Origin of the sequence: Serratia sp. Nf2 (assembly GCF_003028435.1) — a bacterium.
GTDB lineage: Bacteria > Pseudomonadota > Gammaproteobacteria > Enterobacterales > Enterobacteriaceae > Serratia > Serratia marcescens_L.
In genome coordinates this window covers 16,145-41,082 of sequence record NZ_PYTW01000006.1, presented here as the reverse complement: position 1 = coordinate 41,082, position 24,938 = coordinate 16,145, and the positions used below count along the sequence as shown (strand labels likewise).

Here is a 24,938-nt window from a genome sequence, read left to right as displayed (position 1 = left end):
TCTTATCTCACCATAAGAAAACCCGATTTACCCCGGCGGCAAGCGGCGCGCATAATGGCGCTTATCCGCTGATTTCCAAGGTAAACAGGCATTACCATGACGCTCTCCGCTCCCGTACTCAGCCTCCTCGATGCCACGCCGGACGATATGGCCGCCGTGCTGCGCATTTACACCCACCACGTGCTGTACGGTGCCGCCTCGTTTGAAGAACAGCCGCCGGCCCTGGCGGAAATGCAACTGCGGCGGAGCAAGGTGCAAGAAGCCGGGCTGCCCTGGCTGGTGGCGAAAAGCGAAGGCCGTATTGTGGGTTACTGCTATGCCACGCCGTATCGCCCCCGGCCGGCCTATCGTTTTACCGTGGAAGACTCGGTATATATCGCCGAGGGGCAACAGGGCAAAGGCGTCGGCAAGGCGCTGCTGAGCGCGCTGATCGCCCGCTGCGAGCAAGGCCCCTGGCGCCAGATGCTGGCGATCGTCGGCGATTCCGCCGCCAACCGCGGTTCGCTGGCGCTGCACCAGTCGCTCGGCTTTACCAGCGTAGGGACGTTAAAGGCCGTGGGGTTCAAACTGGGGGAATGGCGCGACACCCACATCATGCAGCGCGCGCTGGGCGCGGGCGACAATCGGCATCCCTGAATGCATGGCGACGCACGATAGGAAGTTAGCGTCTATAGTGAAGAGTGATTTCATTGAGTTAGCGCCAATCGTGCGCCACATTTAACCGGTAAGGGAGAAGTAAATGAAAATTATTCTGTGGATTGTCGCCATCATCTTTATCGTGGGTTTGTTGACGATTACCGGCGTTCTCAAACTGATCTTTTAATCCGTCTCATACGTCCCGCCCCTCTCGGGGCGAGACTTTTCATCATGCCTTGAAACGCGCGCGCACCGCCCCCAGCGCCGACACCACCGCCAGCACCACGCCGCCGGCCACCAGCCCGAACGCCACGTTCAGCAGAGCCGGAACCACTCCCTGCAAAAGATGGCCAAACGTCGGCACCACGGTGGTGTACGAAGCCCAGTCTTCGAACAGATGATGCACCGGCGGCAGGCCGTGGGTCAGGATGCCGCCACCGACCATAAACATGGCAATGGTGCCGACGATCGACAGCGTCTTCATCAGATAAGGCGCGGCACGCACGATGCCGCTGCCGAGGGAGCGTGCCACCGCGCTGCTTTTACGGCTCAGATACAGCCCCAGATCGTCCAGCCGGACGATGCCGGCGACGATGCCGTACACGCCAAGCGTCATCACGACGGCGATGCCGCACAAGACGATCACCTGCTGGCTGAAGGTGGCGCCAGCGACCGTGCCCAAGGTGATGGCGATAATCTCGGCGGAGAGCACGAAGTCGGTGCGTATTGCGCCTTTCACCTTACGTTTCTCATAGGCCGCGGCATCCTCATTGGCGCCGGGACCGTCCGATTTTTCTTCCTGTGCCGCCTTGCCGTGGCTCAGGCTGTGAAACACCTTTTCGAACCCTTCGTAGCACAGGTAGGCGCCGCCCACCATCAGCAGCGGCGTAATCGCCCAGGGTGCAAAAGCGCTGATCAGCAGCGCCAGCGGCACCAGGATTGCCTTGTTGATCAACGAGCCTTTGGCGACGTTCCACACCACCGGCAGCTCGCGGTCGGCTTTAACGCCGGTGACCTGCTGCGCGTTGAGCGCCAGATCGTCCCCCAGCACCCCGGCGGTTTTTTTCGCCGCCATCTTGCTCATTAACGAGACGTCGTCCAACAACGAGGCGATGTCGTCGATAAGGGTAAGTAAGCTACTTCCTGCCAAAATGATTCATCCTTTTCATGTTCACGGGCCATTCTATATTTAGCATAGCGGTAAAGCGTCATGAAAGGATATGGGAGGATCGCGGAAAATGCCGGGCGGGCGAATGCCGCCCGGCGCCGGCGTTAGAGCGCTACGCTGCCCAGGATGAACGTCACGGTAATCACCGACAGCAGCGTCGTCCAGGTGATGATGGAGGCCATCGCTTCATGATCGCCCCCCATTTGCCGCGCCAGAATATAGGCGTTGCCGGCGCAAGGCACGGCGGAGTAGAGAATGGCGATGCTGGCCGGCACGCCGGTGGCGCCGAAATAGTGCACCAGCGCAATGGTAATCAGCGGCATGGCCACCAGTTTCAGCACGGTCGCATAAGAGATGGAAACCAGCTTGCGGATATGCATGCTGACGATCAACCCTGCGCCGACCGACATCAGGCTCAGCGGCGTGGCGGCGTTGGAGAGATAAACGAACAGCTGTTTAAGCGCGCCGGTGATGTGCAGGTTGCACAGGTTCATCAGCACCCCGAATAGCGCGCCGATGATCAGCGGGTTTTTCGTCAGCGCCAGCAGCGCACCGCTCAGGCTTTTCTTGCTGCCGGTGCCGTAGTGGTTCATCACCAACACGCTCATGATGTTGGTCAGAATGATCATGTACGCCACGAAGAAACCGGACAGCGCCACCCCCTCGCTGCCGAACAGCGATTGCGACAGCGCGATGAATACATAAGAGTTGTATCTGACTCCGCCCTGAAAAATGGAGGTAAACAGATCGGCCGACGTATTGAAGAACAGTTTGCCAACGAAAATAATCAACGCGATGGCCAGCGTGGAAACAATGGTCGCCACAACGGGATAAAAGCTGTCCGCGCCGCTAAAATCCGCCTCGCTGATATCCAATATCAACAGCGCCGGAAAAAACAGGTAATAAACAAATTTGTCTGAGAAGCCCCAAAATACGGCGACGTCTTTAACATAGAGTTTCGAACAATAACCCAGCACGATTAACAAAAAAATCGGCAATATAGAAAGAAAAACGTTCAGCATGAATAATAACCTTAAATCGAGAAAATGCGCTCTTCAACCTGATTGAGGTTGCGGTGATTCCACAAACTTGCCGAGATGAAGACGCGTTGCACCCAGCGCAACGGCGTATCTCTTTCATCGAAAGAAGGCGTGAATTTATCGCGCGAATGCAGCGCAAAGCGGTTATCGATATACACCAAATCGCCCGGGCAAATATCGATGCCGATGGCGTTTTCTTTCACCAACCCGTAGAAACGCTCCAGCGCGGCTTCCGCTCGTGGCGTGCTGGCCGCAATCATGCCGGGATAAAAGACGGCGCTCACATCCGGCAATACGTGATTTTGCGAAATCAAAGGCACCAGCGCGGTTTCTTCGCGCCCGGCCTGGGTGGACTGGCGCCAACGGTAGGGCAGCTTGATGCTGTACAGCGGGCTGGCCAGCGTTTCGACGTCCTCGCGGCTCAGTTGAGCGATCGCCAGACGCGAATCGGAGATGCGCGTCATCGGGCTGTGCGGATCGCGGCGCACGCCGGCCAGCAGCAGGCCCATTGGCGAGACGTTGAACTGCTCCAGGTGTTTCAGCGCTGCATTTTCAATATGGAAATCCAGTTCAACATCGAACCCCAGACCGGTATATTCTTTTTTGGCTTCGCGTTTGGGGATCAGATTATTAATCAGTTCCTTCCCCTCGAAATACATCGAATAGGGCTCGCCGATTAACGAAGAAATACCCACCAACAGGTTTTCGCTGATATTACCGGATTTGGCCGAAGGCGTGTATTGGTTCGGGCAAGGGGAAAAGAACACTTCTTTATCCACCGGCACATTTTTTAAAATAAGATAAGGCCGTGGTTTGATTGACGCCTTTTGCTGGCTTAATGCGGCGCTTAATCTGTGGGGTAAGTGGGTAATCATGGCCGATCGTATGGCGTGAATATACGCATCACCGCCGGCCGGATCGTAAGCAATTTTATCTAATGCCGAAAATAACTCGTTTCTTTCCTGATCCGTCAATTGAAAGACGTTTTGGTAATCCATCCTGAGCATTCCTTGACAATAAGAATATCATTAGCAAGCCTAATGAAAGCGGCAGGATGTTAACACCTTGCAATCAAATTCATAAAGATTTATTAACTAATTTCGTGATCTTAATCACCACTCCTCCGTCCAGTTACTGACGGAGAAGAAGTGATTAAAAAACAAACAGCTACGTAGGGACGTTTCCATCAGACGCGATAGCGAATACGCGCGAGAGGTAGCGCAGGACATGACCGTGGGCCGCAAAGACGCACGATAAATGCGTACTGCTCTCAAGCAAGCCAAAGGCAACATGCACGCTGCCATGCTGTTCGACGAAACGCTGCAGCGATTGCGCGCTGAACAGCTCGTCTTGCGCCGCCGCCAGCAACAAAGTCGGCAATCGCAGCGCCGCCAGTTGCTTTGCCGGCGTGCGTGGCGTCAAGGCGTTAGCCATATTAACGCTGTATTGGCAGACAAAATCGGGTGCGGCGGCCAGCACGGCCGGGGGAAAATTCAGGCTGACCGCCCGGGATTGCCCAAACCACCGCCCGCCGCTCAGCGCATTGGCCACAAAAGGCCATTGGCGCACCTGGGCGAAACGGGCCGCCGCCGGCAGATCGCGGGCCATCCCGGAAAATGGCCCCAGCTCGGGCGCCAGCAGGATCAGGCTGTCCGCCTGCTGTTCGCAAGGATAGCGGGTCAAGTAGTTGAGCAACATTCCGGCGCCGCTGGAATGGCCAAGCAGGTGTCTGCGCGCCAACGGAAAACGCAGGCGCATTTCCGCCAGCATGACATCGACATCGCGCCAAATACGCTCAGGCCGCTCAACCGTCCCCCGCTCTCCCGAGGAGTCGCCATGCCCGCGAATATCGACCAGGCACACCGCGAACGTTGGCTCGGCGGCCAACTGGCGCGCAAGAATGTCATACCCGGCGGCGCTGTTAACCCCGCCGCCGTGATAAACCAGGATCACCTCTTCGCTCTCGGCAGTTTGCCGATACAGGCGGTAGCTCAATCCCTCAACGCTGCCGGACGACGTGCCCACCTGTGCCCCCGGCCACTCACCGTAAGACCTCGCTTGCTCAACATAGCGGTCAAAATCAATCAAATCGCACCTTTCCCTGATGTTGTCGGTATTCCCCACGGCAGAGCCGCTGCCCCGGTGATAAGCATATGAAACGACAGCAGGAACTGCCATGCCTTTTGCACGCGCCCCCTTAGCGTCAGGGCAGATCCCCCGCCGGCACATTGAGCTGCCAGGAAAGCCCAAAGCGATCGCTGAGCCAGCCGAAGCGAGCGCTGAAGCCGTAGTCGTCGAGCGGCATCAGCACCTTGCCGCCCTCCGCCAGGCGGTGGAAAGCCTGCTCCAGCGCCTCTTCGTTAGGCAGATTGATGAACAGCGATACCGCCGGGGTGAAGCTGAAATCATGGCTGATCGGGCTGTCGATAAACACCAGGTTCTGCCGGTCGAAATCGATGGCGGCATGCTTGATCAGCCGCCGGCCGTCCGGCGTCGGGTCGTAATGCTGCACCTGCATGAGCCGAAAACGCGCAAACACCTGGCTGTAGAGGTCGATCGCCTGCTGCGCCTCCCCCTGGAACATGACAAAGGTCGAAACCTGACTCATAACATCCTCTCCGGCAATCGTTGTGGTATTAATGGAGGATAGCGGATTACCGTTGAAGCGGCGGAAAGGAGCAACCATGAGCATCATTCATCGCCTGGCGCAGCCGGACGATCTCAACGGCCTATTGGCTCTGTATCGCGAGCTGCGCCCGCAGGACGCGCCGCTGCGCACCGACGACGCGCGCCGCACCCTGCAGCGCCTGCTGGACGATCCGGCTATCCGTCTGGTGGTGGCGGCGGACGAGGAACAACCGATCGCCACCTGCATGCTGGCGCTGATCCCGGGGCTGGCGCATCAGGCGCGGCCGTTCGGCGTCATCGAGCACGTGGTGACGGCGGAGCCCTATCGCGGCCACGGCGTGGCGCTCGCAATGATCGAATACGCGCTGCAGCTGGCCTGGCGCAAGGGCTGTTACAAGGTGATGCTGCTGTCGGGGCAGCAACGCACCGGCGCGCACCAGCTTTATCTCAAAGCGGGTTTCGACGGCGATCGCGAGCGGGGATTTGTCATCAGGCGGCCCGAGGGCCGATAGCGGCCTGCTGCAAACGAGCAGGCCGCCAGGCGGGTCATTCGGTGGCGTTTTTCGCCAGGCTGGCGTCTTTTTGGCGACGATAGTCGCGGGCGGCGGCCGGAATCGGCGTAACCTTGCCGGTTTCGATCCAGCTGCGCAGCCGGTTGGCGTCGGCGAAGTGGGTATATTTGCCGAAGGCGTCCAGCACCACCAGCGACACCGAGCGGTTACCGATTACCGTACGCATCGCCAGGCAGTGGCCCGCCTGGTTGGTGAAGCCGGTTTTGGTCAGCTGGATATTCCATTTCGGGTTATACACCAGATGGTTGGTGTTGCGGAACGGCAGCGTATAGTTCGGATCTTTGAAGCTGGCCATGCGCTCGGTGGTGGTGCTGAGCTGGCCAATCAACGGGTATTGTTTGGTGGCGATCAGCAGCTTGGTCAGATCGCGCGCCGTCGACACGTTATGAATAGAGAGCCCGGTCGGTTCCACATAATGGGTATTGGTCATGCCCAGCGCCTTGGCCTTGGCGTTCATCGCTTTGATAAAGGCGTTGTAGCCCCCCGGATAGTGGTGCGCCAGGCTGGCGGCGGCGCGGTTTTCCGACGACATCAGCGCCAGCAGCAGCATATCCTTACGGCTGATTTCGCTGTTCAGCCGCACCCGCGAATACACCCCTTTCATCTCCGGCGTCTGGTGGATATCCACCGCCAGCATCTCGTCGAGCGGCAGGTGCGCGTCCAGCGTGACCATGGCGGTCATCAGCTTGGTGATCGAGGCGATCGGCACCACCTCATCCGGGTTGCGCGCGTACATCACCTTATGGGTTTGCATATCGACAACCATCGCGCTGCCGGAGGCCAGCTCCGGCTGGGTGGCGTGCAGGGCGGCGGCGTTGTCACTGGCCAGCGCGCGCGGCGCAAAGCCTGCGCCCGCCTGCAAAGCGAGCAGGGTCAGAACCAAAACACGTATTTTCACAGGCATTACTCTGAAATGGGGGCTTGAACTCAGCGAATTATATGTGAGGGTTCAGCGCTTGGCACTGGGATTGTATGGCGGATTTGTGACAAATTCTGTCGGCCGAAAAACGACGCAGCCCGCGGGCGCTCTGGGATGAACGCCCGCGTAGAAAAAGTTACAGCGCCGGCTGCCAGGCCGACTGCGGCAGCAGGTACAACCCCGGCGTTTGCCGCGCCCCCGCGCCGACGATATGGCCGATGCCGGCCGCCATCACCGCCAGCGTCACGTCGAAGGCGTTGAGGCTGTCGCCGTAGCCGGCGGTCAGGTTGAACATCGAACCGTTGGCCAGCAAATAGACCGTCTTCTCATTGAGTTGGTAAGCGTTCACATAAGGCATCGGCTCGTGGTGCGGCAGGCCTTGCAGGAAGCCGACGTCGATCTCTTCCGCCACGTGGCCGACGTTGAGGATAAACACGCCGTCCTGCGCCTGCTGCAAATGCTGCGCCGAGAGCACGTTTTTCGCGCCGGTCGCGGTGGCGATCACGTCCGCCTGCGCGACGGCGCTCGCCAGATCCACCACCTGCCAGCCGTCATAACGCGCCTGCAGCGCGCGCGCCGGATCGATTTCTGCCACCATCACCTGGCCGCCGTAAGCCCTGGCCGCCGCCGCCGTCCCCTGCCCGACCAGGCCGTAGCCAATCACCAGCACGCGCTTTTCGTGCAGCGTCAAATGGGTGGTCTGGAAGAAGGTGTGCCAGGCGGTCAGCCCAACCATATGCCGATTGTGCAGCCCCTCTTTCACCGGCAGATCGTCCCAGTTGAAGATCGGGTAGCGCGGCGCCACGCCGTTCAAACGGTTGATGCCCGATCCGGTGGCCTCCAGCCCGGCGACGATCTGCGGGCCGCTCGGCGATTGGTGCAAACGGGTGGTCAGATCCGCCCCCATTTCGCACAGGTGAGTCGGCTGCCAGGCCAGCGCGCGATCGAAAGATTCCGACCATTCGCCCGCGTTCATGTCACGCCAGGCATAGGCCTGCGCGCCCCGTCGTTCCAGCCAGGCCACCACGTCGTTCTGCACCGTAGTGGGATTGCAGGTGGTCAGAAAGATCGCCGCGCCCTTGTCCAGCAGGCCGGCCACCAGCGGCGCCATTTTCAGATCCAGGTGCATATTGCACGCCAGCCGTACCCCGTGCAGGTCCGGCAACGCCGCCACCGCCGCCCGGGTGCGCGGCATATGGCGCATCGCCCAGTTCAATTCGCTCTCGAAATCCTGATACATCCGTTGCTCCTCTGGTGTGCCCCGCCGTCAGGCGTGGCTAAAAAGTTATCCCGCGCGGCCGAGCCGGCGGATCGCCTGTGGCGACAGGCCAAATACCCGGATAAACGCCCGCCTCATGCGCTCCGGATCGCTGAATCCCACCGAGCGGGCGATCGCCTCCAGCGGCTCGGCGCTCTCTTCGATGCGCACCCTGGCCGCCTCCACCCGCAGCTGTTCAATCACCTTGGCCGGCGTCTGCCCGGTTTCGGCGCGGAACAGCCGACCGAACTGGCGCTCGCTCAGGCAGGCGGCGTCGGCCAGATCCGCCACCGACAGCGGCAGGTGCAAGTGCTCGCGCGCGTACGACAGCGCGGCGCGCATGCGATCCGACGACGGGTTCAGCGCCAGCAAAAGCGAGTACTGCGACTGCCCGCCGGGGCGCCGGTGATAGACCACCAGCTGCCGCGCCACGGCCGCCGCCATCGTGGCGCCCAGATCGTCCTCGATCAGCGCCAACGCCAGATCGATGCCGGCGCTGATGCCGGCCGAGGTCCAGATATCGCCGTCGCGAATGAAGATACGGTTGCTGTCGACGCGGATGCGCGGATAACTCTGCTGCAGCCGCGCCGCGTGATACCAGTGGGTGGTGGCGCGTTTACCGTCCAGCAAACCACAGGCCGCCAGAATAAACGCGCCGGTGCACACGCTGGCGATGCGCCGCGCTCGCCGGCTGTGGGTGGTCAGAAACGCCACCAGCGCCGGCGACTGGGCCGCCATCACATTGCCGCTGCCGCCGGCCACCACCAGCGTATCGAAACGCTCATCGCCGCACGGCTGCGTGGCGATCTCCACCCCGGCCGAGCTGGCGACCATCCCACCCTGCGGCGAGATCGCCACGCAGCGGTAGGCCGGCGGATCGGTAAACTGGCTGACGTTATCGAACGCCGCCAGCGGGCCGGCAAAGTCCAGCAGGTTGAAACCGGGGAAAACCACAAAACCGATCGTTTTCATGATGGCGCTTTTTGAGGGTTATCTGTCATATCAGCCAAAAACAGGGCGGCTATTATGGCCCAGGTCCAACGATAAAAATGAGGCGAATGTCATGTCTGAACCACTCGTGATTGTATTTCCCATCTATCAAGGCGTCACCCAGCTCGACTTCACCGGCCCGCTGCAGTTTCTGCGCCACATGCCGGGCGCGGAAATCATCGTCGCTTCGGTAGACGGCGCGGATGTCGAATCGGAAGGCTTGCACTTCACCCAGCTGCGCCCGCTGCCGGAGATCGCGCGCTGCGACGTGCTGTGCGTGCCGGGCGGCAGCGGCTGCACCCAGGCGCTGCAGGATGAAGCGTTCATGCGGCAAATCCGGCGGTTGGGCGCCGATGCACGCTACCTGACTTCGGTGTGCACCGGTTCGCTGATCCTGGCCGCCGCCGGCTTGCTGCCGGGCAAACGCGCCGCCTGCCACTGGTCGATGCGCGACAGCCTGAAGCTGTTCGGCGCCATCCCCAGCGCGGCTCGCGTAGAGCGCGACGGCAACGTGATCAGCGGCGGCGGCGTCACCGCCGGCATCGACTTTGCGCTGGCGCTGATCGCCGAACTGCACGGCGAAGACACCGCCCAGACGATCCAGCTTTATCTGGAATACGCCCCGGCCCCGCCGTTCACGGGCGGCACGCCGGAACTGGCCCCGCCGCACATTTACGCCAAGGTACAGGCACAAATGGCGGACAGCCTGGCGCGGCGCAGAGCGTTGGTGGCCCAGATCGCCCAAGGCTAGCGATCGGGCGTATACTTGCCCTTATGCGTCAGTCACATAAGGAGTAAGGAATGACCGATTTGGCCCACTACATTACGGACTACGGCTACTGGGCGTTGTTTATCGGCTGCCTGGCTGAGGGAGAAACCATCACGCTGCTGGGCGGGATCGCCGCCCACGAAGGGCTGCTGCACTGGCCGTGGGTGATCGCGGTGGTGGCGCTCGGCGGCACGTTGGGGGATCAGCTGCTGTACTTCACCGGCCGCCGGTTCGAGGGCCGGGTCATCTCGCGGCTCAAAGGGCAGGAAAAGCGCATCGCGCGCGCCAGAAGGCTGATCGCTCGCCACCCGATGCTGTTCGTTATCGGGGTGCGCTTTATGTACGGCTTCCGCATCATCGGCCCGGTGCTGATCGGCGCCAGCCGCCTGCCGCCGTCGCGCTTTGTGCCGCTCAACATCCTCGGCGCCATTCTGTGGGCGACGATCTTCGTCATGCTCGGCTATTTTGGTGGCCAGGCGATCGAAAGCTTCTTTACCGGCTTCAATAAAAAACTTTCCAGCCTGCTGTTTGTCGCACTGGCGATCGCCGCCATCCTGCTGGTGCGCTTCTGGTGGCGCAAACGCCACGCGGAATAAGCCAGCGCGCCTGGCGTCAACTTTCCTGTGGCGCCGCGCGCATCAGCTCGATCAGCTCGCGCGCCGCCTTGTCCAGCGGGCGGCTCTTCAGCCAGATCAGATGCATCGGCAAGCGCAGCTCGTTCTTGGTGTTTTTGAATTTCAGCCGCACCAGCCGCCCCTGCGCCAGCAGCGGCTCGGCCAGCGACAGCGGGAAATTGCCCCACCCCAGGCCCGCTTCCACCATGTTCAGCGCCATCGGCAGGCTGTCGGTGCGCCAGTAGGCCTCCGCCACCTGGGGGCGCAGATCGCCGATCGGCAGATCGCGGCTGGCCACCATGATCTGCCGCACGTTGATCAAATCCTCGAGAAACAGCTCGCCCGCCGCGCCCTCCAGCGCCGGATGCTGCGGCGATACCATCGCCACCAGCGACTCCGCGCCCACGAAGTGGAACTGCTCCGTGCTGTTGATGTTGAGCCCGCCGAACGCCAGACAGACGCCGATGCGCTCCTGATGCAGCATGTGCAGCACGTCGTCCTGCGGCGCGCTGAGCACTTCGATGTTCAGCAGCGGATAACGCTGCGACAGCGTTTTCACCGCCGCCAGTAGGCCGGCACCGTTGATGTCCGACGCCACGCCGATCGAAAGCGTGCTTTCCAGCCCCTGGGAAAGTTCGATGGCGTGCACCTGCAGCTGCTTGAGCTGCCCGGCGATCAGGCGGGCGTGCGGCGCCAGGGCCAGCGCCAGCGCGGTCGGCGTCGGTTCGCGGTGCGAGCGATCGAACAGCGCGAAACCGAGCTCCGCCTCCATGTTGGCGATGCCCATGCTGACGGCGGACGGCACGCGCCGCAGCGCGCGGGCGGCGGCGGAAAACGAACCGCGATCGAGCACCGCCAGAAACAGTTCGATATTGTCGCTGGAAAAATTCATCGTTCAACCTGTCAGTAAAACTGACAGCTCCTGACTTTTTCTATCAATGTGATTGACGTTATCTTAGCCGCCGTCGCCACAGAGGCAACTAAAAACAGATCGGGAGAAAACAATGCAAGGCGTCAAACGCAAACTGGTGTATGTCACCGCTTATGAAATCATCGGCATGGCGATCTCGGCGCTGGGGCTGGCGCTGCTGTCGGGCCATGCGCCAAGCAGCACCGGGCCGCTGGCGGTGGTGATCACCACCATCGCGGTAAGCTGGAACTTTATTTACAACTATTTATTCGAGTGGTGGGAAAGCCGCCAGGCGTCGCGCACCCGCACCCTCAAGCGCCGCATTTTGCACGCCGTGGGCTTTCAGCTGACGCTGGTGGTGTATCTGATCCCGCTGATCGCCTGGTGGATGGGCATCACGCTGTGGCAGGCGCTGCTGCTGGACATGGCGCTGATCGTCATCATCCCTTGCTACACCTTCCTGTTTAACTGGGCGTTCGACAAGCTGTTCGGCCTGCCGGCTTCGGCTCTGCCGGCCGGTGAATCCGCCTAAAAAGCCCCCGCGTCCGATTCGCCTGCGCACGCTAATTACTGCGCAGGCGCCATCGCTTTATTTTCCGCCCGCCTTCCCCCTCACGCAAAATAACTTCCAAATCCCTTTAATTTGCACGGTAATTATTATTCTGTGATTTCAATCACTTTTATCGTTCGATATTTCCGTGTTGATAATGAGACTCATCTTACTGAATAATATGCGCTTTTGTTTTCAGTTTAAAAAATACACACAATTGTTCACGCTTTGTACGCAGGTTTTTTTGCCACCTTTATCGGGAAACGGTAGCATGCCACGCCGTTATTTAACGGCGGCTGTATACACAATAAACAGCGGAATGATGCCACGACCTCATTCTCATTACGATTGCTGATGGCAATCGTTTGCCCTGTAGCTCAGGGCGGAGTTCATCATAGACAGGTAAACAGGACGGATAATGCACTCACAAAAAAAGTCGGCGGACGATAAACACGCCGCCAGAAGACGCTGGCTAGACTCTCATGAATCCGGTTATCACAAAAGCATGGGCAACCGGCAGATCCAAATGATCGCCATCGGCGGTTCGATCGGCACCGGCTTGTTCCTAGGTACCGGCGGCCGTCTCGAGTTGGCCGGGCCGGCGCTGGCGCTGGTCTATCTGGTGTGCGGGATCTTCTCTTTCTTCATCCTGCGTGCGCTGGGCGAACTGGTGCTGCATCGCCCTTCCAGCGGCAGCTTCGTTTCCTACGCCCGCGAGTTTCTCGGTGAGAAAGCCTCTTACGTCGCCGGCTGGATGTATTTCCTCAACTGGGCGATGACCGGCATCGTCGATATCACCGCGGTGGCGCTGTACATGCACTACTGGGGCACCTTTGCCGACGTGCCGCAGTGGCTGTTCGCCCTCGGTGCGCTCGGCATCGTCGCCACCATGAACATGATCGGCGTGAAATGGTTCGCCGAGATGGAGTTCTGGTTCGCGCTGATCAAGGTGGTCGCCATCGCGCTGTTCCTGATTGTCGGCGTCGTCTTCCTCGGCACCGGCACGCCGGTCGCCGGCCACACCACCGGCATGCACCTGATCACCGAAAACGGCGGCATGTTCCCGCACGGCCTGCTGCCGGCGCTGGTATTGGTGCAAGGGGTGATCTTCGCCTTCGCCGGCATCGAGCTGATCGGCACCGCCGCCGGCGAGTGTAAAGATCCGGCCAAAATGATGCCCAAAGCAATCAACAGCGTGATCTGGCGTATCGGCCTGTTCTACGTCGGCTCCGTGGTGCTGTTGGTGCTGCTGCTGCCGTGGAATGCCTATCAGGCCGGCCAAAGCCCGTTCGTCACCTTCTTCAGCAAACTGGGCGTGCCTTACATCGGCACCATCATGAACATCGTGGTATTGACCGCCGCGCTGTCCAGCCTTAACTCCGGCCTCTACTCTACCGGCCGTATCCTGCGTTCGCTGGCGATGGGCGGCTCCGCGCCGAAGCTGATGGCCAAAATGAGCAGCCAGCAGGTGCCTTACGCCGGCATCCTGGTCACCTGCGGCATCTACGTGATCGGCGTGGTGCTCAACTACCTGGTGCCGTCGCAGGTGTTCGAGATCGTGCTGAACATCGCTTCGCTGGGCATCATCGCCTCCTGGGCGTTTATCATCGTTTGCCAGATGCGCCTGCGCAAAGCCGTGCGCGAAGGCCGCGCGCAGCCGGTCTCGTTCAAAATGCCGGGCGCGCCGTTCACCTCCTGGCTGACGCTGGCATTCCTGCTGATCGTGGTGGTGATGATGGCGTTCGACTACCCGAACGGCACCTGGACCATCGCCACCATTCCGGTGCTGGCGGTGCTGCTGACGCTGGGCTGGTTCGGCCTGCGCAAGCGCGCGCAGGAAGTGAAGCTGGAGCAGCAGGCTCACGAAGAGCAGAACCCGCACTGAATCGACAAACCGCCCTCCGGGGCGGTTTTTTTATCCGCTATAACCGGCCGTAGAACGTCATTCTGGCGCTTTCCGACAGCATCACGTCCGGCTGCGCATTGTAGGCCAGCACCACCAGCATGCGCGTAGTGTCGCCTTCGGTCGGCGTCACCCGGTGCATGGCGTTGCGCCCGCGAAACAGCACCAAATCCCCCTCCTCCATCGCCAGCCGTTTGACCGCCCGCTCGCCGTCCAGCACCTGCGTGACCCCGGCATAGTTCATCTCGCCGCGATCGGCGTCGCGCAGGTTCTCCACGTACTCGAAACGCCCACCCGCCGCCGGTTTCTGGATCAGCAGCGTGATGGCGAACGAGGAGTTGTCAAAATGCCAGCCCAGCTCCTGGCCGGTGTGGGCGTAATGCAGGTTGATCGACGACAGCCGATCGGCGTAGGGATACAGCTGCGCCTCATCCAACACCGCGCAGAGAAACGCGCGAAACGCCGGGGCGTCGTACAGCGCGCGCAGCGGCGACTGCGGCGGAATATCTTCGTCGGTAATGCAGCCCTTGGACGACACCACCAGCCGGTTGCGCGCGTGATCGGCCGGCAGCGCGTCGTCCTGCGGCCGCAGATACACGTTGTGTTGGCTGGTGGCGTAAAACGCCGCGCGGTGCTGTTCGGCGCCTTCCAGCCTTACCGTCGCCAGCGCGGCGGCGCGCAGAAATCCCGGCAGCACCAGCGCGCCGGCGCGCTCCAGCGTTTGCCGGCAACGGGCGCGGAACGCGGCGTCGTCGATGGGATGGGCGGACAGATCGATAATATCGGCAAGTTGCGGCATGACGTTCCCCTCGTGTGCGATAGCCGGATGCCTCTCACTGTAGCGAATGGCGCATTGCCGCCATAACAAAAATACGTTATGGATAAGCTAACCAATTCTTAGCGATAGCCCTGCCCATGCACTCACCGTCCCGCGCGCGCTTGCCCAAGCTGAGCGCCATTCTGGCGTTCGAAACCGCCGCCCGCACCGGCAGCCTGGCCCGCGCGGCGGATACGCTGGCGCTGACCGCCGCCGCCGTCAGCCAGCAGATCCGCCAGCTGGAGCAACACCTGGGGATCACGCTGTTCATCCGCGCCAAAAGCGGCGTCACGCTGACCGAACAGGGCGCGGACTACCTGGCCTACGTGCAGGAGGCGTTCGAAACGCTGCGCGTGGCGCAGCAGCACGTCGAGCGCCAGCGCGGCAAACAGGCGCTGACGGTATTCGCCCTGCCGGCGTTGGCCTCCAAGTGGCTGAACCCGGCGCTGGGCGACTGGTTGGCGCAGTGCCCCGACGGCGATCTGCGGCTGCACGCCACTCATGCAGCGGTCGATTTCGTCCATTCGGCGGCAGACTTCGCCCTGTGCTTCGGCGATCAGGATTATCCGCTGCTGCAAAAGGTGCGGCTGTTTCAGGATCGGGTGCAGCCGGTGTGCAGCCCGGCGCTGCGCGATCGCGGCGACTGGACGCAGCTCCCGCTGATCCACGTCGACTGGGGCAAAGAGAGCCAGTTTCTGCCGGGCTGGCACGAGTGGTTCACCGCCGCCGATCAAATGCCGCCGGCGCGGCGCGGGCTGACCTATAACCTGACTTCGCTGGCCATCGACGCCGCCGTGCAAGGGCGCGGGGTGCTGCTCGGCCAGCGGCGGCTGATCGCCCGTGAACTGGCGGAAAGCCAGCTGGTCACCCTGGCCGAACCGGCGCTGCCGCTCAGCAAACCCTACTACGTGGTTTACCCGCCGCGCACGCTGGAAAAACCTGGCGCAGCGGCGTTTCTGGCCTGGTTGCAAACCCTCGCATCTACAGACCAAGCCTGAACCCCGGCGGCGATGTTTGCTGGCGTCAGGCACAACCCTGAACGCTTAAGCCTCTCACCTCAGCCTGTTAATTTATCTCTGCCGACCGGGATCGCGAACCGATTCGCCCTTCGGCCACAATGCCATTTCCCTATGCCGCCGCCCCTGCAATCGCCATATTGCACCGGCCTCTTATTGTCCAAAACGAGAGCTATTCCATGATTTCATTAAATGATTACGCCAACCTGCGCAGCTATGCCGGTAGCGAAACCGCGGTGATGCTCGAAAACCGCTACCATCACGGCGTATTTACCCGAGACGATGCGGATACCACCAGCCAGGACAACGGCGTTACCCTGCTCGTCGACGCGCAAAACCGCCGCTGGAAGCGCATCATCAATGACGGCGATTACAGCATCGATTGGTGGCACCTGCCGGGCGATGAGCTGGATTACTCGCTGACCATTACCCGCGCGTGCAACTTCTTGCAGGTCAAAGGCGAAGAGTGGTGGCAGTTGCCTATCCCAACGACCCCGGCGGGGATTACCCTGGTTGGTCCCGGCGGCGTTCGCCCTTGTAAAACCACCGCCAACCTGAAGCTATGGAAAAATTCCGTCGATTTTAAGGGCACTATTCTGGACTTCAGCGGCGCCACCAACATCGAGTGCGTACGCGTACAATATTCGCTGGGGGCGCCGGCGATTTATAACCTGCGCATCGTGGGTGCCCCTGGCGCGGCGGCCAACCTGCGCGGCCTGTGCGTCTACAGCGATGCTTCTAACATGCACGGCTTGCCGGCCTGTCAGTTGCTGGTGCAAAACGTCTGGCTGACCAACCTGTATAAAGGTATCGTCTTTGGCAATAACGCCTATATCCAGAGTTGGCACAGCATCATGGTACGGGGCTGCTTCTGGCCGATCTGGTCTGAAACCACCGCCAACGCCGGCGAAAAAATCGTCTTCTACAAATGCCTGTTCGGCGACAGCAGAAACTATTATCAGGGGGTACATGCCCTGGCCTTCCGCGATTGTTCGTTCGACTACAGCGGCTTTAGCAATGAAACCGAACAGTTGGCCAATACCGACTATGGTTTGTTCGACCTTAAGGGCGGCACGCTGGACTTCAAAAATTGCCACTTCGAATGGGGCAACGCCAATTGCCGCAACTACCGGCCGGTCTTTACCAGCAACAACGGCGGTACGGTAAAAATCAAAGACAGCCAATGGCACAGCGTGATGACCAACAACACCGATGCCGGCAGCAACGTGCCCTACCAATACGTCGAGTATTTCTTCTTCGATAAGTCCAGCGATCTGAGCGGAAAATGTTATATCGACGGTTTCGATCTGGTGAACGCCGACATTAAAAAAGGCTGGTCCAACAACCATATTGAGATGAAAAAGATCGTCGCGCCCGGCTACATCAACATGTGGCGCCTGCTCTATCTGGGCGATGGCGTCAACCATCTGCCGGAGCCGAGCTGGAAAGAAAGCGGCGCGCTGGCATTGAATAACGTCTATGCCTTCGGCGGCGCACGCCTCTCGCAAACGGAGACCGCCGATCTGGCGGTGACGCTGCAAAACGGCGTGCTGACCGCTACCACCAAAACGGCGACGACAACAGACAAACGCGTCGAGATCTACTTCCCAATCGCGAAAAACGATCTGGTGCTGTGGCGCGCCACGCTGGCAAACCTGAAAGGCCAGAACAGCCTTGATGTCACCATCGGCACTTACCAAGGCAAGTATGTCCTGAACGGCGATGCCGGCGTCACTACCCTACTGGAAAAAGCTTGCCAGTGGGGGCGCACCGGCACGGTAACGCCGGCCGCGTCGGCAACGATGACCTCGGATCGCATCACTGCGCTTAACTCGTCGGAATATTTGCCGTTGCCTGAGGGCTATGTCAATTACGCCCGCATCGCCATCGTGCTGAAAAACTTTATCGGCAGCGCCGCTCAGCCCACCTCGGTGGACATCACCCAACTGTTGTGTCAAAAGATCGACATCGTCTCCCGCAACCCACGTAAATCCTGGTAACCGAACGGGCCCCGTAGGGGCCTGTTTTCCATTAACGCGCGGTATAACCGCCGTCGATGCTGTAAAACGCGCCGGTGGTGAAACTGCTGTCGTCCGAGAGCAGGAAAGCCACCGTTTTCGCCACCTCTTCCCGCGTCGCCATTCTCCCCATCGGGTGCGAAGCGGCCATCTGCGCCCGCGCCGACGCCGGCAGCGCCCCCATCGCCGGCGTATCCACATAGCCCGGCCCGACGGCGTTGACGCGCACGCCGCGCGTGGCGAATTCCAGCGCCGCCGAGCGCGTCAGGCCCAACACGCCATGCTTGACGGCGGTATAAGGCGCAATCCCGGCAATGCCCACCACGCCGTTGGCGGAAGAGAGGTTCACCACCGCCCCGCCGCCGCCGGCGACGATCGCCGGCAGGCCATACTTCATGCCGAAAAACGTGCCGCTCAGGCAGGTGGCGATCACCTCATGCCAGTCTTCGACCGCGTACCGATCGATGTCCACCTCGTGCGGGCCGGTGATCCCGGCGTTGTTGACCAGTAGATGCAGCGCGCCGCAGCGCCGCACCGTCTCTTCAATGCCCTGCTGCACCGACGGCGCATCACGCACGTCCATCCGCAACGTCATCACCCGTCGGCCCTCGGGATCGAGCCGCGCGGCGGCTGCGACGAGAGGCGCTTCGTGGCGGCCGGTCATCACCACCGTGGCGCCGCGCCGAAACAGCTCGGCGGCGATCGCTTCGCCGATGCCGGTGGAAGCGCCGGTCACCAGCGCCACCCGATGTTTGAAATCTTGCATAGCCATTCTCCTGCAACGTTGAACTCAGGGGAACAGGCTAGCGCCGGCCAGTGACAGTTTGCGGCAGCAGCAACAGCGCAGCACGTAATGCGCTCACAAAAGCCGCAAAGCCCGCTATTTTATGCCTACTTTTTCTCATGCGAGACTCCCTGTGGATACCCAACGCTACCTGCAGCATATCGGCTTTACCGGCGCCGCCCGCCCTGACCTCCCCACGTTGCAACAGCTGCACCATCGCCACATGCTGAGCGTCCCGTTCGAGAACCTGAGCATTATTTATCATCAGGGCATTCAGCTGGCGCCGGAGGCGCTGTTCAGCAAGGTGGTCGAGCGCAACCGCGGCGGTTTCTGTTATGAGCTGAACACGCTGTTCGCCCTGTTGCTGCGGGAGATCGGTTTCAAGGTGAGCTTCATCTCCGGCGAGATCCGCGCGCGCGACGGCCATTTCGGCCCGCCCTACGACCATCTGGCGCTGCGGGTGGATCTGGCAGGCCTGGCCTGGCTGGTGGACGTCGGTTTCGGCGACTCCTTCCTGACGCCGCTGAAGATCGTCGCCGTCGAGCCGCAACCGCAGGCCAGCGGCACCTTCCACCTGGAGCAGGAAGGCGAGTATTACCTGCTGGAGCGCCGCAACGGCGACCAACGCTCGCATGCCAAAACCCTGTATCGCTTTACCGCCCAACCGCGCGAGCTGCACGAGTTCGACGAGATGTGCCGCTTCCACAGCACCTCGCCGCAGTCGCATTTCACCCAGCGCCTGGTGTGTTCACGGCCGACGGAGCACGGCCGGGTGACCCTCAGTGACATGAAGCTGATCGTGACCGAAGATCACCAGCGCCACGAAACGACGCTGCATTCGGAAGAGGAACGGCGCGCCGCGCTGTGGCAGCATTTCGCCATCGATTTGGATCGTTGACGGCGCCGGCGGCGTAATGCTGGTCAGTTAGCGTTTTTCTGAACGTATTTGTGCAGTTTTCGGTCGATAAAGGTGAGATGCGCCATGAGGCTCATACGCCTCGACCGAGCCAGGGGCCGAAGGCGCGGCCCCTGGCAACCCGCGCCTTTGCCCTATCAGACGGTTGGCTTTGCCAACTCCCCTCCCTCCGCCATACCACATTGAGGCCGGTTGCGACAGGCGTCCCTGCCTGTCTCACCTGAAACCGCCGTCCATGGCGGTTTCTCCTAATGCGCTATGCCTGCGTTCGGCGTCTTCAAGGGCGTCCAACCCTGCGTTCATCTCCAACTTCTCTGCCATAACCTCATAAAGGACGGGTTGCCCGGTAGCCGCCAGCTCAGGTGTTGACCTTTGGCGCGCATCACTGGCTGCCGAGCAAGACAGCGTTGTCAGGGGCAACCGGCCAGGGAAGGCCGGTTGAGGCGAGACTAACAGGGACGTTTGTCGCAGCCGACCCGCCCGACAATGCAGACGCGGCGAGGGTATCCGCACAGCGGACAGATGGTGTTAAGCGAAGGCGCGGGTGGAGGGGCCGCGCCTTCGGCCCCTCCAATTGCCGTTCATTGTAGTAACAGAGAAATTCTGGGCATTTACGGCAATTCATCCTGCACGCCACGTACAGAGACTGGATAAAAAAATGCCAGTCAGGCTTAAGTGACTAGCATTACGCACAGCGGCGCCCTTTTATTACGATTCTGTTACACCGATTGCATAACCGCGCTTGGCTGATTGCCAGCACCGCGCCGGCAGGCATCATAGGGTCATGATTCGGCAACAGAGTGCGAAAAATGATCCGTGTGATACTGGTGGATGACCATGTGGTGGTGCGCTCCGGCTTTGCGCAATTGCTCAACCTCGAGGACGATCTCGACGTGGTGGGGCAATACAGCAGCGCGGCGGCGGCCTGGCCGGCATTGCTGCGCGACGACGTCAGCGTCGCGGTGATGGACATCGCCATGCCGGATGAAAACGGCCTGAGCCTGTTGAAGCGCCTGCGGGCGCAGAAGCCGCAGTTCCGCGCGATTATCCTCAGCATCTATGATTCCCCCACCTTCGTGCAGAGCGCACTGGACGCCGGCGCCAGCGGCTATCTGACCAAACGCTGCGGGCCGGAAGAGCTGGTGCAGGCGGTGCGTTCCGTCGATATGGGCGGCCATTACCTGTGCGCCGACGCGCTGCGGGCGCTGCGCGGCGGCGAGCAGCCGGCCACGGCGCTGGAAGTGCTGACCCCGCGCGAGCGTGAAATCTTCGATCTGCTGGTCAAAGGCGACAGCGTAAAGGAGATCGCTTTCAAGCTCGATCTCAGCCATAAAACGGTGCACGTGCATCGCGCCAACGTCCTGGGCAAGCTGCAGTGCAACAGCACCATCGAGCTGGTGCATTTCGCCCTCGATCATCAGCTGCTGGCGGGGCATTGATGTCACCCCGTTTCCGGCCCTGGATTATCTCGCTGTTTATCCTGTTGGCCTGGGGCAGCGGCTGGCTGATGCTGTGGACGCTCGGTTTCTATCTGACCCGCAACGGCAACCAGGCGGCGCTGTTTCTGCCGCACGGCGTCTATCTCGCGCTGCTGATCTTGCTGGTGCGCCGCTATTGGCCCGCTCTGATAATACCGCCGGTGCTGCTGCTGTTCTGGCTGCACGGCGAACGCCTGATGAGCGGCTACAGCCTGCTGGCCGCGCCGTTCATCACCCTGCTCCCGGCCGCGCTCGCGCAGCGATTCTGGCGCCGTTTTCCGCTCTACTGGCAGCGGCTGACGCTGCTGCTGGCTGCGGTGACCGCCGCCTCACTGCTCAACACCGCCCTGCTTTCGCCGTTTGTGCCAAGCCCGGCGATGCTGCTTGGCCTGGCGTCGTTTACCGGCGGCGTCTTGCTGACCCCGTTCGTCTACCTGATCTTTGAATTTCTGCGCCAGCAGCACCGTTACCACCTGCTGGGCCTGGACACCCCCAACCCGCCGCTGCGCGCATCCTTAATCATCTGGTGCAGCCTGTTTTTCGTTATCGGCATCGGCACGCAGATGGTGCTGTCGCCGGAAATCGAACGCCTGCTGCTGATCGTGGTGTTTCTGCCGAACGTGGTGATGGCGTGGAAGTTCGGCTGGCAGGGCGGCGTGCTATCCGGCCTGCTCGGCAGCATGATGATCACCCTCGCCCGGCAGGTCGGCGTGGGGTTCGGCAATCTGGTCGAGCTGGAAATCTTTCTGGCGACGCAGGCGCTGCTCGGCATCGGCCTGGGCATCGCCATCAGCCGCCAGCAGCACCTGGCGCAAAACCTGCACCACTATCAGCGTCGCCTGGAAGAAGAGCTGGCGGCGCGGCGGGCGCTGACCGAAAAACTGATCCACACCGAAGAAGACACGCGGAAAAACCTGGCGCGCGAGCTGCACGATGAAATCGGCCAGAACATCACCGCGATTCAAATCCAGTCGCAGCTGGTCAAACGGGCGCGCGATCCGGCGCAAACCCAGGCCGCGGCGCACCAGATAGGCGAGCTCGCCCGGCGCATTCATCACTCCACGCGCCAGCTGCTGCGCCAGCTTCGCCCGCCCGCGCTGGACGAGCTGGCGTTCAAAGAGGCGCTTCACCATCTGCTGAGCGAATTCGCCTTTGCCGAACGGGGCATCCACTGCCGTTTCGATTACCGGCTGAGCGACACGCCCGCCGGCGAAACGGTGCGCTTCACCCTCTACCGCCTGCTGCAAGAGCTGCTCAACAACGTGTGCAAACACGCCGAGGCCAGCGAGGTCGCCATCGTTTTGTATCAGCAAGGCGCGCTTTTGCACCTCGAGGTGCGGGACAACGGCATCGGCATCCGCGCGGACAAGGTGCCCGGCCTCGGCATTCAGGGAATGCGCGAGCGGGTCAGCGCGCTGGGCGGCGAGCTGACGCTGGAAACGCAGTGCGGTACGCGGGTAATTGTTAACCTGCCCACAAATTTGCAACAAATCGCCGACTAACTAGGAAAAAGTCTTAGCCACTCCGGACTTTCTCTCATCCCCTTTCCCTTTCACCTTCTTATAGTCACCACCAGGGAGGCGGCTATGCAGGCACGCTCGGCATCTGAAATCGATCATCGTTACCGCGCGCTGCGCCCGCGACTGCTGCTGTACATGGTCATCGGGTACGCCGCCTTTTACCTGACGCGCAAAAGCGTGAATTACGTGCTGCCGGCGCTGCAAACGGATTTGGGGCTGGATAAAGGGGACATCGGCCTGCTCGGCTCGCTGTTTTACCTGAGCTACGGCCTGTCGAAATTCGCCGCCGGGCTGTGGCACGACGGCCACGGGCAGCGCAGGTTTATGGGGATCGGCCTGTTCGCCACCGGCTTGCTGAACGTGGCGTTTGCCTTCGGCGAATCGCTGACGCTGCTGCTGGCGGTCTGGGCGCTGAACGGCTTCTTTCAGGGCTGGGGCTGGCCGCCCTGCGCGCGGCTGCTGACCCACTGGTATTCGCGCAACGAGCGTGGCTTCTGGTGGGGCTGCTGGAATATGTCGATCAACCTCGGCGGCGCGATCGTGCCGCTGATCAGCGCCTTCGCCGCCCAGCGCTGGGGCTGGCAGGCGGCGATGCTGATCCCGGGCGCCGTCAGCATGGTGTTGGGCCTCTGGCTCACGCGGCAACTGACAGGCACGCCGCAGGAAGAAGGCCTGCCGTCGGTCGGCCAGTGGCGCCACGATCCGCTGGAGCTGCGCCAGGAACAGCAAAGCCCGCCGATGGGGCTGTGGCAGATGTTGCGCACCACGATGCTGAAGAACCCGATGATCTGGCTGCTCGGTGTCTCTTACGTGCTGGTCTACCTGATCCGCATCGCGTTGAACGACTGGGGCAATCTCTGGCTGACGGAAAGCCACGGCGCCAACCTGCTCAGCGCCAACGCGACGGTGATGCTGTTCGAGATAGGCGGCCTGCTCGGCGCGCTGTTCGCCGGCTGGGGCTCGGATGTGCTGTTCGGTGGGCAGCGCGCGCCGATGATTTTGCTGTTCACGCTCGGGCTGATGGTTTCCGTCGCCGCGCTGTGGCTGGCGCCGGTGCATCACTACGCGCTGCTGGCGGGCTGTTTCTTTACGGTGGGCTTTTTTGTCTTCGGCCCGCAGATGCTGATTGGCCTCGCCGCCGTGGAATGCGGGCACAAAGGCGCAGCGGGCTCCATCACCGGTTTTCTCGGCCTGTTCGCCTACCTGGGGGCAGCGCTGGCGGGCTGGCCGCTGTCGCAGGTCATCGAAGGCTACGGCTGGTCAGGCATGTTCAGTTTGCTGTCGATCGCCGCCGTTCTTATGGGTTTATTGCTGATGCCGCTGCTGATGGCGAGCGTCACCACCTCTACCGAGAGAAGGATAAAACAATGAAAAAAATGTGGGTCACGACCCTGATAGCTTCCGGCATCGCGCTGGCCACGCTGAGCGGCTCCGCGCACGCCAAGGGCCGCCTGGTGGTTTACTGCAGCGCCACCAATGAAATGTGCGAAGCGGAGACCAAAGCCTTCGGCGAGAAATATGACGTGAAAACCTCGTTCATCCGCAACGGCTCCGGCAGCACGCTGGCGAAAGTGGACGCCGAGAAGAAAAACCCGCAGGCGGACGTCTGGTACGGCGGCACGCTCGATCCGCAATCCCAGGCCGGTGAAATGGGGCTGCTGCAGCCCTACACATCGCCGAACCTCGACCAGGTGATGCAACAATTCCGCGACCCGGCGAAGCTGAAAGGCAACTACTCCTCGGCGGTCTACGTCGGCATTCTCGGCTTCGGCGTCAATACCCAGCGCCTGAAAGAGAAAAACCTGCCGGTGCCCAAGTGCTGGAAAGACCTGACCAAACCGGAATACAAAGGCGAGATTCAAATCGCCGATCCGCAGAGCTCCGGCACCGCCTACACCGCGCTGGCGACCTTTGCCCAGCTGTGGGGGGACGATCAGGCGTTCGATTACCTCAAGCAGCTGAACGCCAACGTCTCGCAGTACACCAAGTCCGGCATTGCCCCGGCGCGCAACGCCGCCCGCGGTGAAACGGCGATCGGCATCGGCTTCCTGCATGACTACTCGCTCGAAAAAGAACAGGGCGCACCGCTTGAGCTGATCTCGCCTTGTGAAGGCACCGGCTACGAAATCGGCGGTGTCAGCATCCTCAAGGGCGCGCGCAACCTCGATAACGCCAAGCTGTTCGTGGATTGGGTGCTGTCGAAAGAGGCGCAGGAACTGGCATGGCAGAAAGGCAAGTCCTATCAGATCCTGACCAACACCACCGCCGCTACCTCGCCGAACTCGCTGAAGCTCGACGACCTGAAGCTGATCAACTACGACATGGACAAGTACGGCTCGACCGAGGTCCGCAAGGCGCTGATCAATAAATGGGTCAGCGAAGTCAAGATGGGTAAATAAACCCGCATTCTGCGCCTGTTGCCGGGTAAGCCT

General features: G+C 61.2%; 24 protein-coding genes. 13 read left to right on the top strand and 11 right to left on the bottom strand.

What is annotated here, in order from left to right; all coding sequences use genetic code 11:
- The first annotated feature begins 96 nt into the window (after positions 1 to 96).
- Entirely contained in the window at positions 97 to 636 is a 540-nt protein-coding gene (locus C9411_RS14600) for a GNAT family N-acetyltransferase (protein WP_063991209.1), read from the top strand.
- Positions 637 to 865: 229 nt separating this feature from the next.
- Here the strand turns inward: C9411_RS14600 and C9411_RS14595 are convergent, their stop codons facing one another.
- The 5 genes from C9411_RS14595 to C9411_RS14575 all read right to left on the bottom strand — a co-directional run bounded on the left by C9411_RS14595 (position 866) and on the right by C9411_RS14575 (position 5,452).
- Positions 866 to 1,786 carry a DUF808 domain-containing protein gene (locus tag C9411_RS14595; protein ID WP_107227341.1) on the bottom strand — a complete coding sequence of 307 codons (921 nt, stop codon included), beginning with the start codon at positions 1,784 to 1,786 and terminating at the stop codon, positions 866 to 868.
- A gap of 122 nt (positions 1,787 to 1,908) precedes the next feature.
- Complete coding sequence (locus C9411_RS14590) at positions 1,909 to 2,826, bottom strand: AEC family transporter (RefSeq protein WP_107227340.1); 918 nt, start codon at positions 2,824 to 2,826, stop codon at positions 1,909 to 1,911.
- Positions 2,827 to 2,837: 11 nt separating this feature from the next.
- Positions 2,838 to 3,842, bottom strand: a complete 1,005-nt coding sequence (locus C9411_RS14585; protein WP_025301958.1) for a TauD/TfdA family dioxygenase — start codon at positions 3,840 to 3,842, stop codon at positions 2,838 to 2,840.
- A 169-nt stretch (positions 3,843 to 4,011) separates the two neighbouring features.
- A complete protein-coding gene (locus C9411_RS14580; RefSeq protein WP_107227339.1) occupies positions 4,012 to 4,932 on the bottom strand; it encodes an alpha/beta fold hydrolase in 921 nt (306 codons plus the stop codon).
- Between the two features lie 115 nt (positions 4,933 to 5,047).
- Positions 5,048 to 5,452 (bottom strand): VOC family protein, encoded by a 405-nt coding sequence (locus tag C9411_RS14575; RefSeq protein ID WP_107227338.1) that lies wholly within the window; start codon positions 5,450 to 5,452, stop codon positions 5,048 to 5,050.
- A gap of 76 nt (positions 5,453 to 5,528) precedes the next feature.
- Here C9411_RS14575 and C9411_RS14570 point away from each other — a divergent pair, with 76 nt between their 5' ends.
- Entirely contained in the window at positions 5,529 to 5,984 is a 456-nt protein-coding gene (locus tag C9411_RS14570; RefSeq protein ID WP_063991204.1) for a GNAT family N-acetyltransferase, read from the top strand.
- A gap of 34 nt (positions 5,985 to 6,018) precedes the next feature.
- Here the strand turns inward: C9411_RS14570 and pbpG are convergent, their stop codons facing one another.
- From pbpG to C9411_RS14555, 3 genes are all read right to left on the bottom strand, one after another.
- A complete protein-coding gene (gene pbpG / locus C9411_RS14565; RefSeq protein WP_038879897.1) occupies positions 6,019 to 6,948 on the bottom strand; it encodes a D-alanyl-D-alanine endopeptidase in 930 nt (309 codons plus the stop codon).
- A gap of 151 nt (positions 6,949 to 7,099) precedes the next feature.
- Positions 7,100 to 8,203: an adenosylhomocysteinase gene (locus tag C9411_RS14560; protein ID WP_107227337.1), complete on the bottom strand. Its 1,104-nt coding sequence runs from the start codon at positions 8,201 to 8,203 to the stop codon at positions 7,100 to 7,102.
- A 45-nt stretch (positions 8,204 to 8,248) separates the two neighbouring features.
- Entirely contained in the window at positions 8,249 to 9,193 is a 945-nt protein-coding gene (locus C9411_RS14555; RefSeq protein ID WP_063991202.1) for a GlxA family transcriptional regulator, read from the bottom strand.
- Positions 9,194 to 9,284: 91 nt separating this feature from the next.
- Here C9411_RS14555 and C9411_RS14550 point away from each other — a divergent pair, with 91 nt between their 5' ends.
- Both C9411_RS14550 and C9411_RS14545 read left to right on the top strand, forming a co-directional pair.
- A complete protein-coding gene (locus tag C9411_RS14550) occupies positions 9,285 to 9,962 on the top strand; it encodes a DJ-1/PfpI family protein (RefSeq protein WP_063991201.1) in 678 nt (225 codons plus the stop codon).
- Between the two features lie 50 nt (positions 9,963 to 10,012).
- A complete protein-coding gene (locus C9411_RS14545) occupies positions 10,013 to 10,576 on the top strand; it encodes a DedA family protein (protein WP_060420973.1) in 564 nt (187 codons plus the stop codon).
- A 16-nt stretch (positions 10,577 to 10,592) separates the two neighbouring features.
- Here the strand turns inward: C9411_RS14545 and C9411_RS14540 are convergent, their stop codons facing one another.
- Positions 10,593 to 11,486, bottom strand: coding sequence for a LysR family transcriptional regulator (locus C9411_RS14540; RefSeq protein ID WP_107227336.1), 894 nt, complete (start codon positions 11,484 to 11,486; stop codon positions 10,593 to 10,595).
- A 112-nt stretch (positions 11,487 to 11,598) separates the two neighbouring features.
- Between C9411_RS14540 and C9411_RS14535 the strand changes: the two genes are divergently transcribed.
- Both C9411_RS14535 and ansP read left to right on the top strand, forming a co-directional pair.
- Entirely contained in the window at positions 11,599 to 12,036 is a 438-nt protein-coding gene (locus C9411_RS14535; protein WP_016928654.1) for a PACE efflux transporter, read from the top strand.
- 436 nt (positions 12,037 to 12,472) lie between these two features.
- Positions 12,473 to 13,939 carry an L-asparagine permease gene (ansP, locus tag C9411_RS14530; protein WP_063991199.1) on the top strand — a complete coding sequence of 489 codons (1,467 nt, stop codon included), beginning with the start codon at positions 12,473 to 12,475 and terminating at the stop codon, positions 13,937 to 13,939.
- A gap of 37 nt (positions 13,940 to 13,976) precedes the next feature.
- On the opposite strand, the gene C9411_RS14525 is transcribed toward ansP, so the two are convergent.
- Positions 13,977 to 14,756: a 2OG-Fe(II) oxygenase gene (locus C9411_RS14525; protein ID WP_107227335.1), complete on the bottom strand. Its 780-nt coding sequence runs from the start codon at positions 14,754 to 14,756 to the stop codon at positions 13,977 to 13,979.
- A 116-nt stretch (positions 14,757 to 14,872) separates the two neighbouring features.
- Between C9411_RS14525 and C9411_RS14520 the strand changes: the two genes are divergently transcribed.
- Complete coding sequence (locus tag C9411_RS14520; protein WP_107227334.1) at positions 14,873 to 15,772, top strand: LysR substrate-binding domain-containing protein; 900 nt, start codon at positions 14,873 to 14,875, stop codon at positions 15,770 to 15,772.
- Positions 15,773 to 15,969: 197 nt separating this feature from the next.
- Positions 15,970 to 17,790, top strand: coding sequence for a hypothetical protein (locus C9411_RS14515; RefSeq protein WP_107227333.1), 1,821 nt, complete (start codon positions 15,970 to 15,972; stop codon positions 17,788 to 17,790).
- Positions 17,791 to 17,821: 31 nt separating this feature from the next.
- Here the strand turns inward: C9411_RS14515 and C9411_RS14510 are convergent, their stop codons facing one another.
- Entirely contained in the window at positions 17,822 to 18,574 is a 753-nt protein-coding gene (locus C9411_RS14510) for an SDR family NAD(P)-dependent oxidoreductase (RefSeq protein WP_107227332.1), read from the bottom strand.
- Positions 18,575 to 18,725: 151 nt separating this feature from the next.
- Here C9411_RS14510 and C9411_RS14505 point away from each other — a divergent pair, with 151 nt between their 5' ends.
- The 5 genes from C9411_RS14505 (at position 18,726) to C9411_RS14485 (ending at position 24,905) form a co-directional block, all read left to right on the top strand.
- Positions 18,726 to 19,490, top strand: a complete 765-nt coding sequence (locus C9411_RS14505; RefSeq protein WP_107227331.1) for an arylamine N-acetyltransferase — start codon at positions 18,726 to 18,728, stop codon at positions 19,488 to 19,490.
- A gap of 827 nt (positions 19,491 to 20,317) precedes the next feature.
- On the top strand, positions 20,318 to 20,947 hold the full coding sequence (locus tag C9411_RS14500) for a response regulator transcription factor (protein ID WP_063991159.1): 630 nt from the start codon (positions 20,318 to 20,320) through the stop codon (positions 20,945 to 20,947).
- Entirely contained in the window at positions 20,947 to 22,488 is a 1,542-nt protein-coding gene (locus C9411_RS14495; protein WP_107227330.1) for an MASE1 domain-containing protein, read from the top strand. The genes C9411_RS14500 and C9411_RS14495 overlap by 1 nt, the downstream gene beginning before the upstream one ends.
- A 60-nt stretch (positions 22,489 to 22,548) precedes the next feature.
- Positions 22,549 to 23,877 carry an MFS transporter family glucose-6-phosphate receptor UhpC gene (gene uhpC / locus C9411_RS14490; RefSeq protein ID WP_255413746.1) on the top strand — a complete coding sequence of 443 codons (1,329 nt, stop codon included), beginning with the start codon at positions 22,549 to 22,551 and terminating at the stop codon, positions 23,875 to 23,877.
- Positions 23,874 to 24,905: an ABC transporter substrate-binding protein gene (locus C9411_RS14485; protein WP_107227328.1), complete on the top strand. Its 1,032-nt coding sequence runs from the start codon at positions 23,874 to 23,876 to the stop codon at positions 24,903 to 24,905. The genes uhpC and C9411_RS14485 overlap by 4 nt, the downstream gene beginning before the upstream one ends.
- Positions 24,906 to 24,938 lie beyond the last annotated feature (33 nt).

Excerpts from the sequence above, each read along its gene's own strand:
- ansP (WP_063991199.1), top strand. The coding sequence starts at position 12,473 with ATGCACTCACAAAAAAAGTCGGCGGACGATAAACACGCCGCCAGAAGA.
- C9411_RS14485 (WP_107227328.1), top strand. The coding sequence starts at position 23,874 with ATGAAAAAAATGTGGGTCACGACCCTGATAGCTTCCGGCATCGCGCTG.
- C9411_RS14535 (WP_016928654.1), top strand. The coding sequence starts at position 11,599 with ATGCAAGGCGTCAAACGCAAACTGGTGTATGTCACCGCTTATGAAATC.
- C9411_RS14600 (WP_063991209.1), top strand. The coding sequence starts at position 97 with ATGACGCTCTCCGCTCCCGTACTCAGCCTCCTCGATGCCACGCCGGAC.
- C9411_RS14560 (WP_107227337.1), bottom strand. The coding sequence starts at position 8,203 with ATGTATCAGGATTTCGAGAGCGAATTGAACTGGGCGATGCGCCATATG.
- C9411_RS14555 (WP_063991202.1), bottom strand. The coding sequence starts at position 9,193 with ATGAAAACGATCGGTTTTGTGGTTTTCCCCGGTTTCAACCTGCTGGAC.
- C9411_RS14495 (WP_107227330.1), top strand. The coding sequence starts at position 20,947 with ATGTCACCCCGTTTCCGGCCCTGGATTATCTCGCTGTTTATCCTGTTG.
- C9411_RS14590 (WP_107227340.1), bottom strand. The coding sequence starts at position 2,826 with ATGCTGAACGTTTTTCTTTCTATATTGCCGATTTTTTTGTTAATCGTG.
- C9411_RS14575 (WP_107227338.1), bottom strand. The coding sequence starts at position 5,452 with ATGAGTCAGGTTTCGACCTTTGTCATGTTCCAGGGGGAGGCGCAGCAG.
- C9411_RS14520 (WP_107227334.1), top strand. The coding sequence starts at position 14,873 with ATGCACTCACCGTCCCGCGCGCGCTTGCCCAAGCTGAGCGCCATTCTG.
- C9411_RS14510 (WP_107227332.1), bottom strand. The coding sequence starts at position 18,574 with ATGCAAGATTTCAAACATCGGGTGGCGCTGGTGACCGGCGCTTCCACC.
- C9411_RS14570 (WP_063991204.1), top strand. The coding sequence starts at position 5,529 with ATGAGCATCATTCATCGCCTGGCGCAGCCGGACGATCTCAACGGCCTA.
- C9411_RS14545 (WP_060420973.1), top strand. The coding sequence starts at position 10,013 with ATGACCGATTTGGCCCACTACATTACGGACTACGGCTACTGGGCGTTG.
- C9411_RS14500 (WP_063991159.1), top strand. The coding sequence starts at position 20,318 with ATGATCCGTGTGATACTGGTGGATGACCATGTGGTGGTGCGCTCCGGC.
- C9411_RS14540 (WP_107227336.1), bottom strand. The coding sequence starts at position 11,486 with ATGAATTTTTCCAGCGACAATATCGAACTGTTTCTGGCGGTGCTCGAT.
- C9411_RS14585 (WP_025301958.1), bottom strand. The coding sequence starts at position 3,842 with ATGGATTACCAAAACGTCTTTCAATTGACGGATCAGGAAAGAAACGAG.
- C9411_RS14525 (WP_107227335.1), bottom strand. The coding sequence starts at position 14,756 with ATGCCGCAACTTGCCGATATTATCGATCTGTCCGCCCATCCCATCGAC.
- C9411_RS14550 (WP_063991201.1), top strand. The coding sequence starts at position 9,285 with ATGTCTGAACCACTCGTGATTGTATTTCCCATCTATCAAGGCGTCACC.
- C9411_RS14515 (WP_107227333.1), top strand. The coding sequence starts at position 15,970 with ATGATTTCATTAAATGATTACGCCAACCTGCGCAGCTATGCCGGTAGC.
- pbpG (WP_038879897.1), bottom strand. The coding sequence starts at position 6,948 with ATGCCTGTGAAAATACGTGTTTTGGTTCTGACCCTGCTCGCTTTGCAG.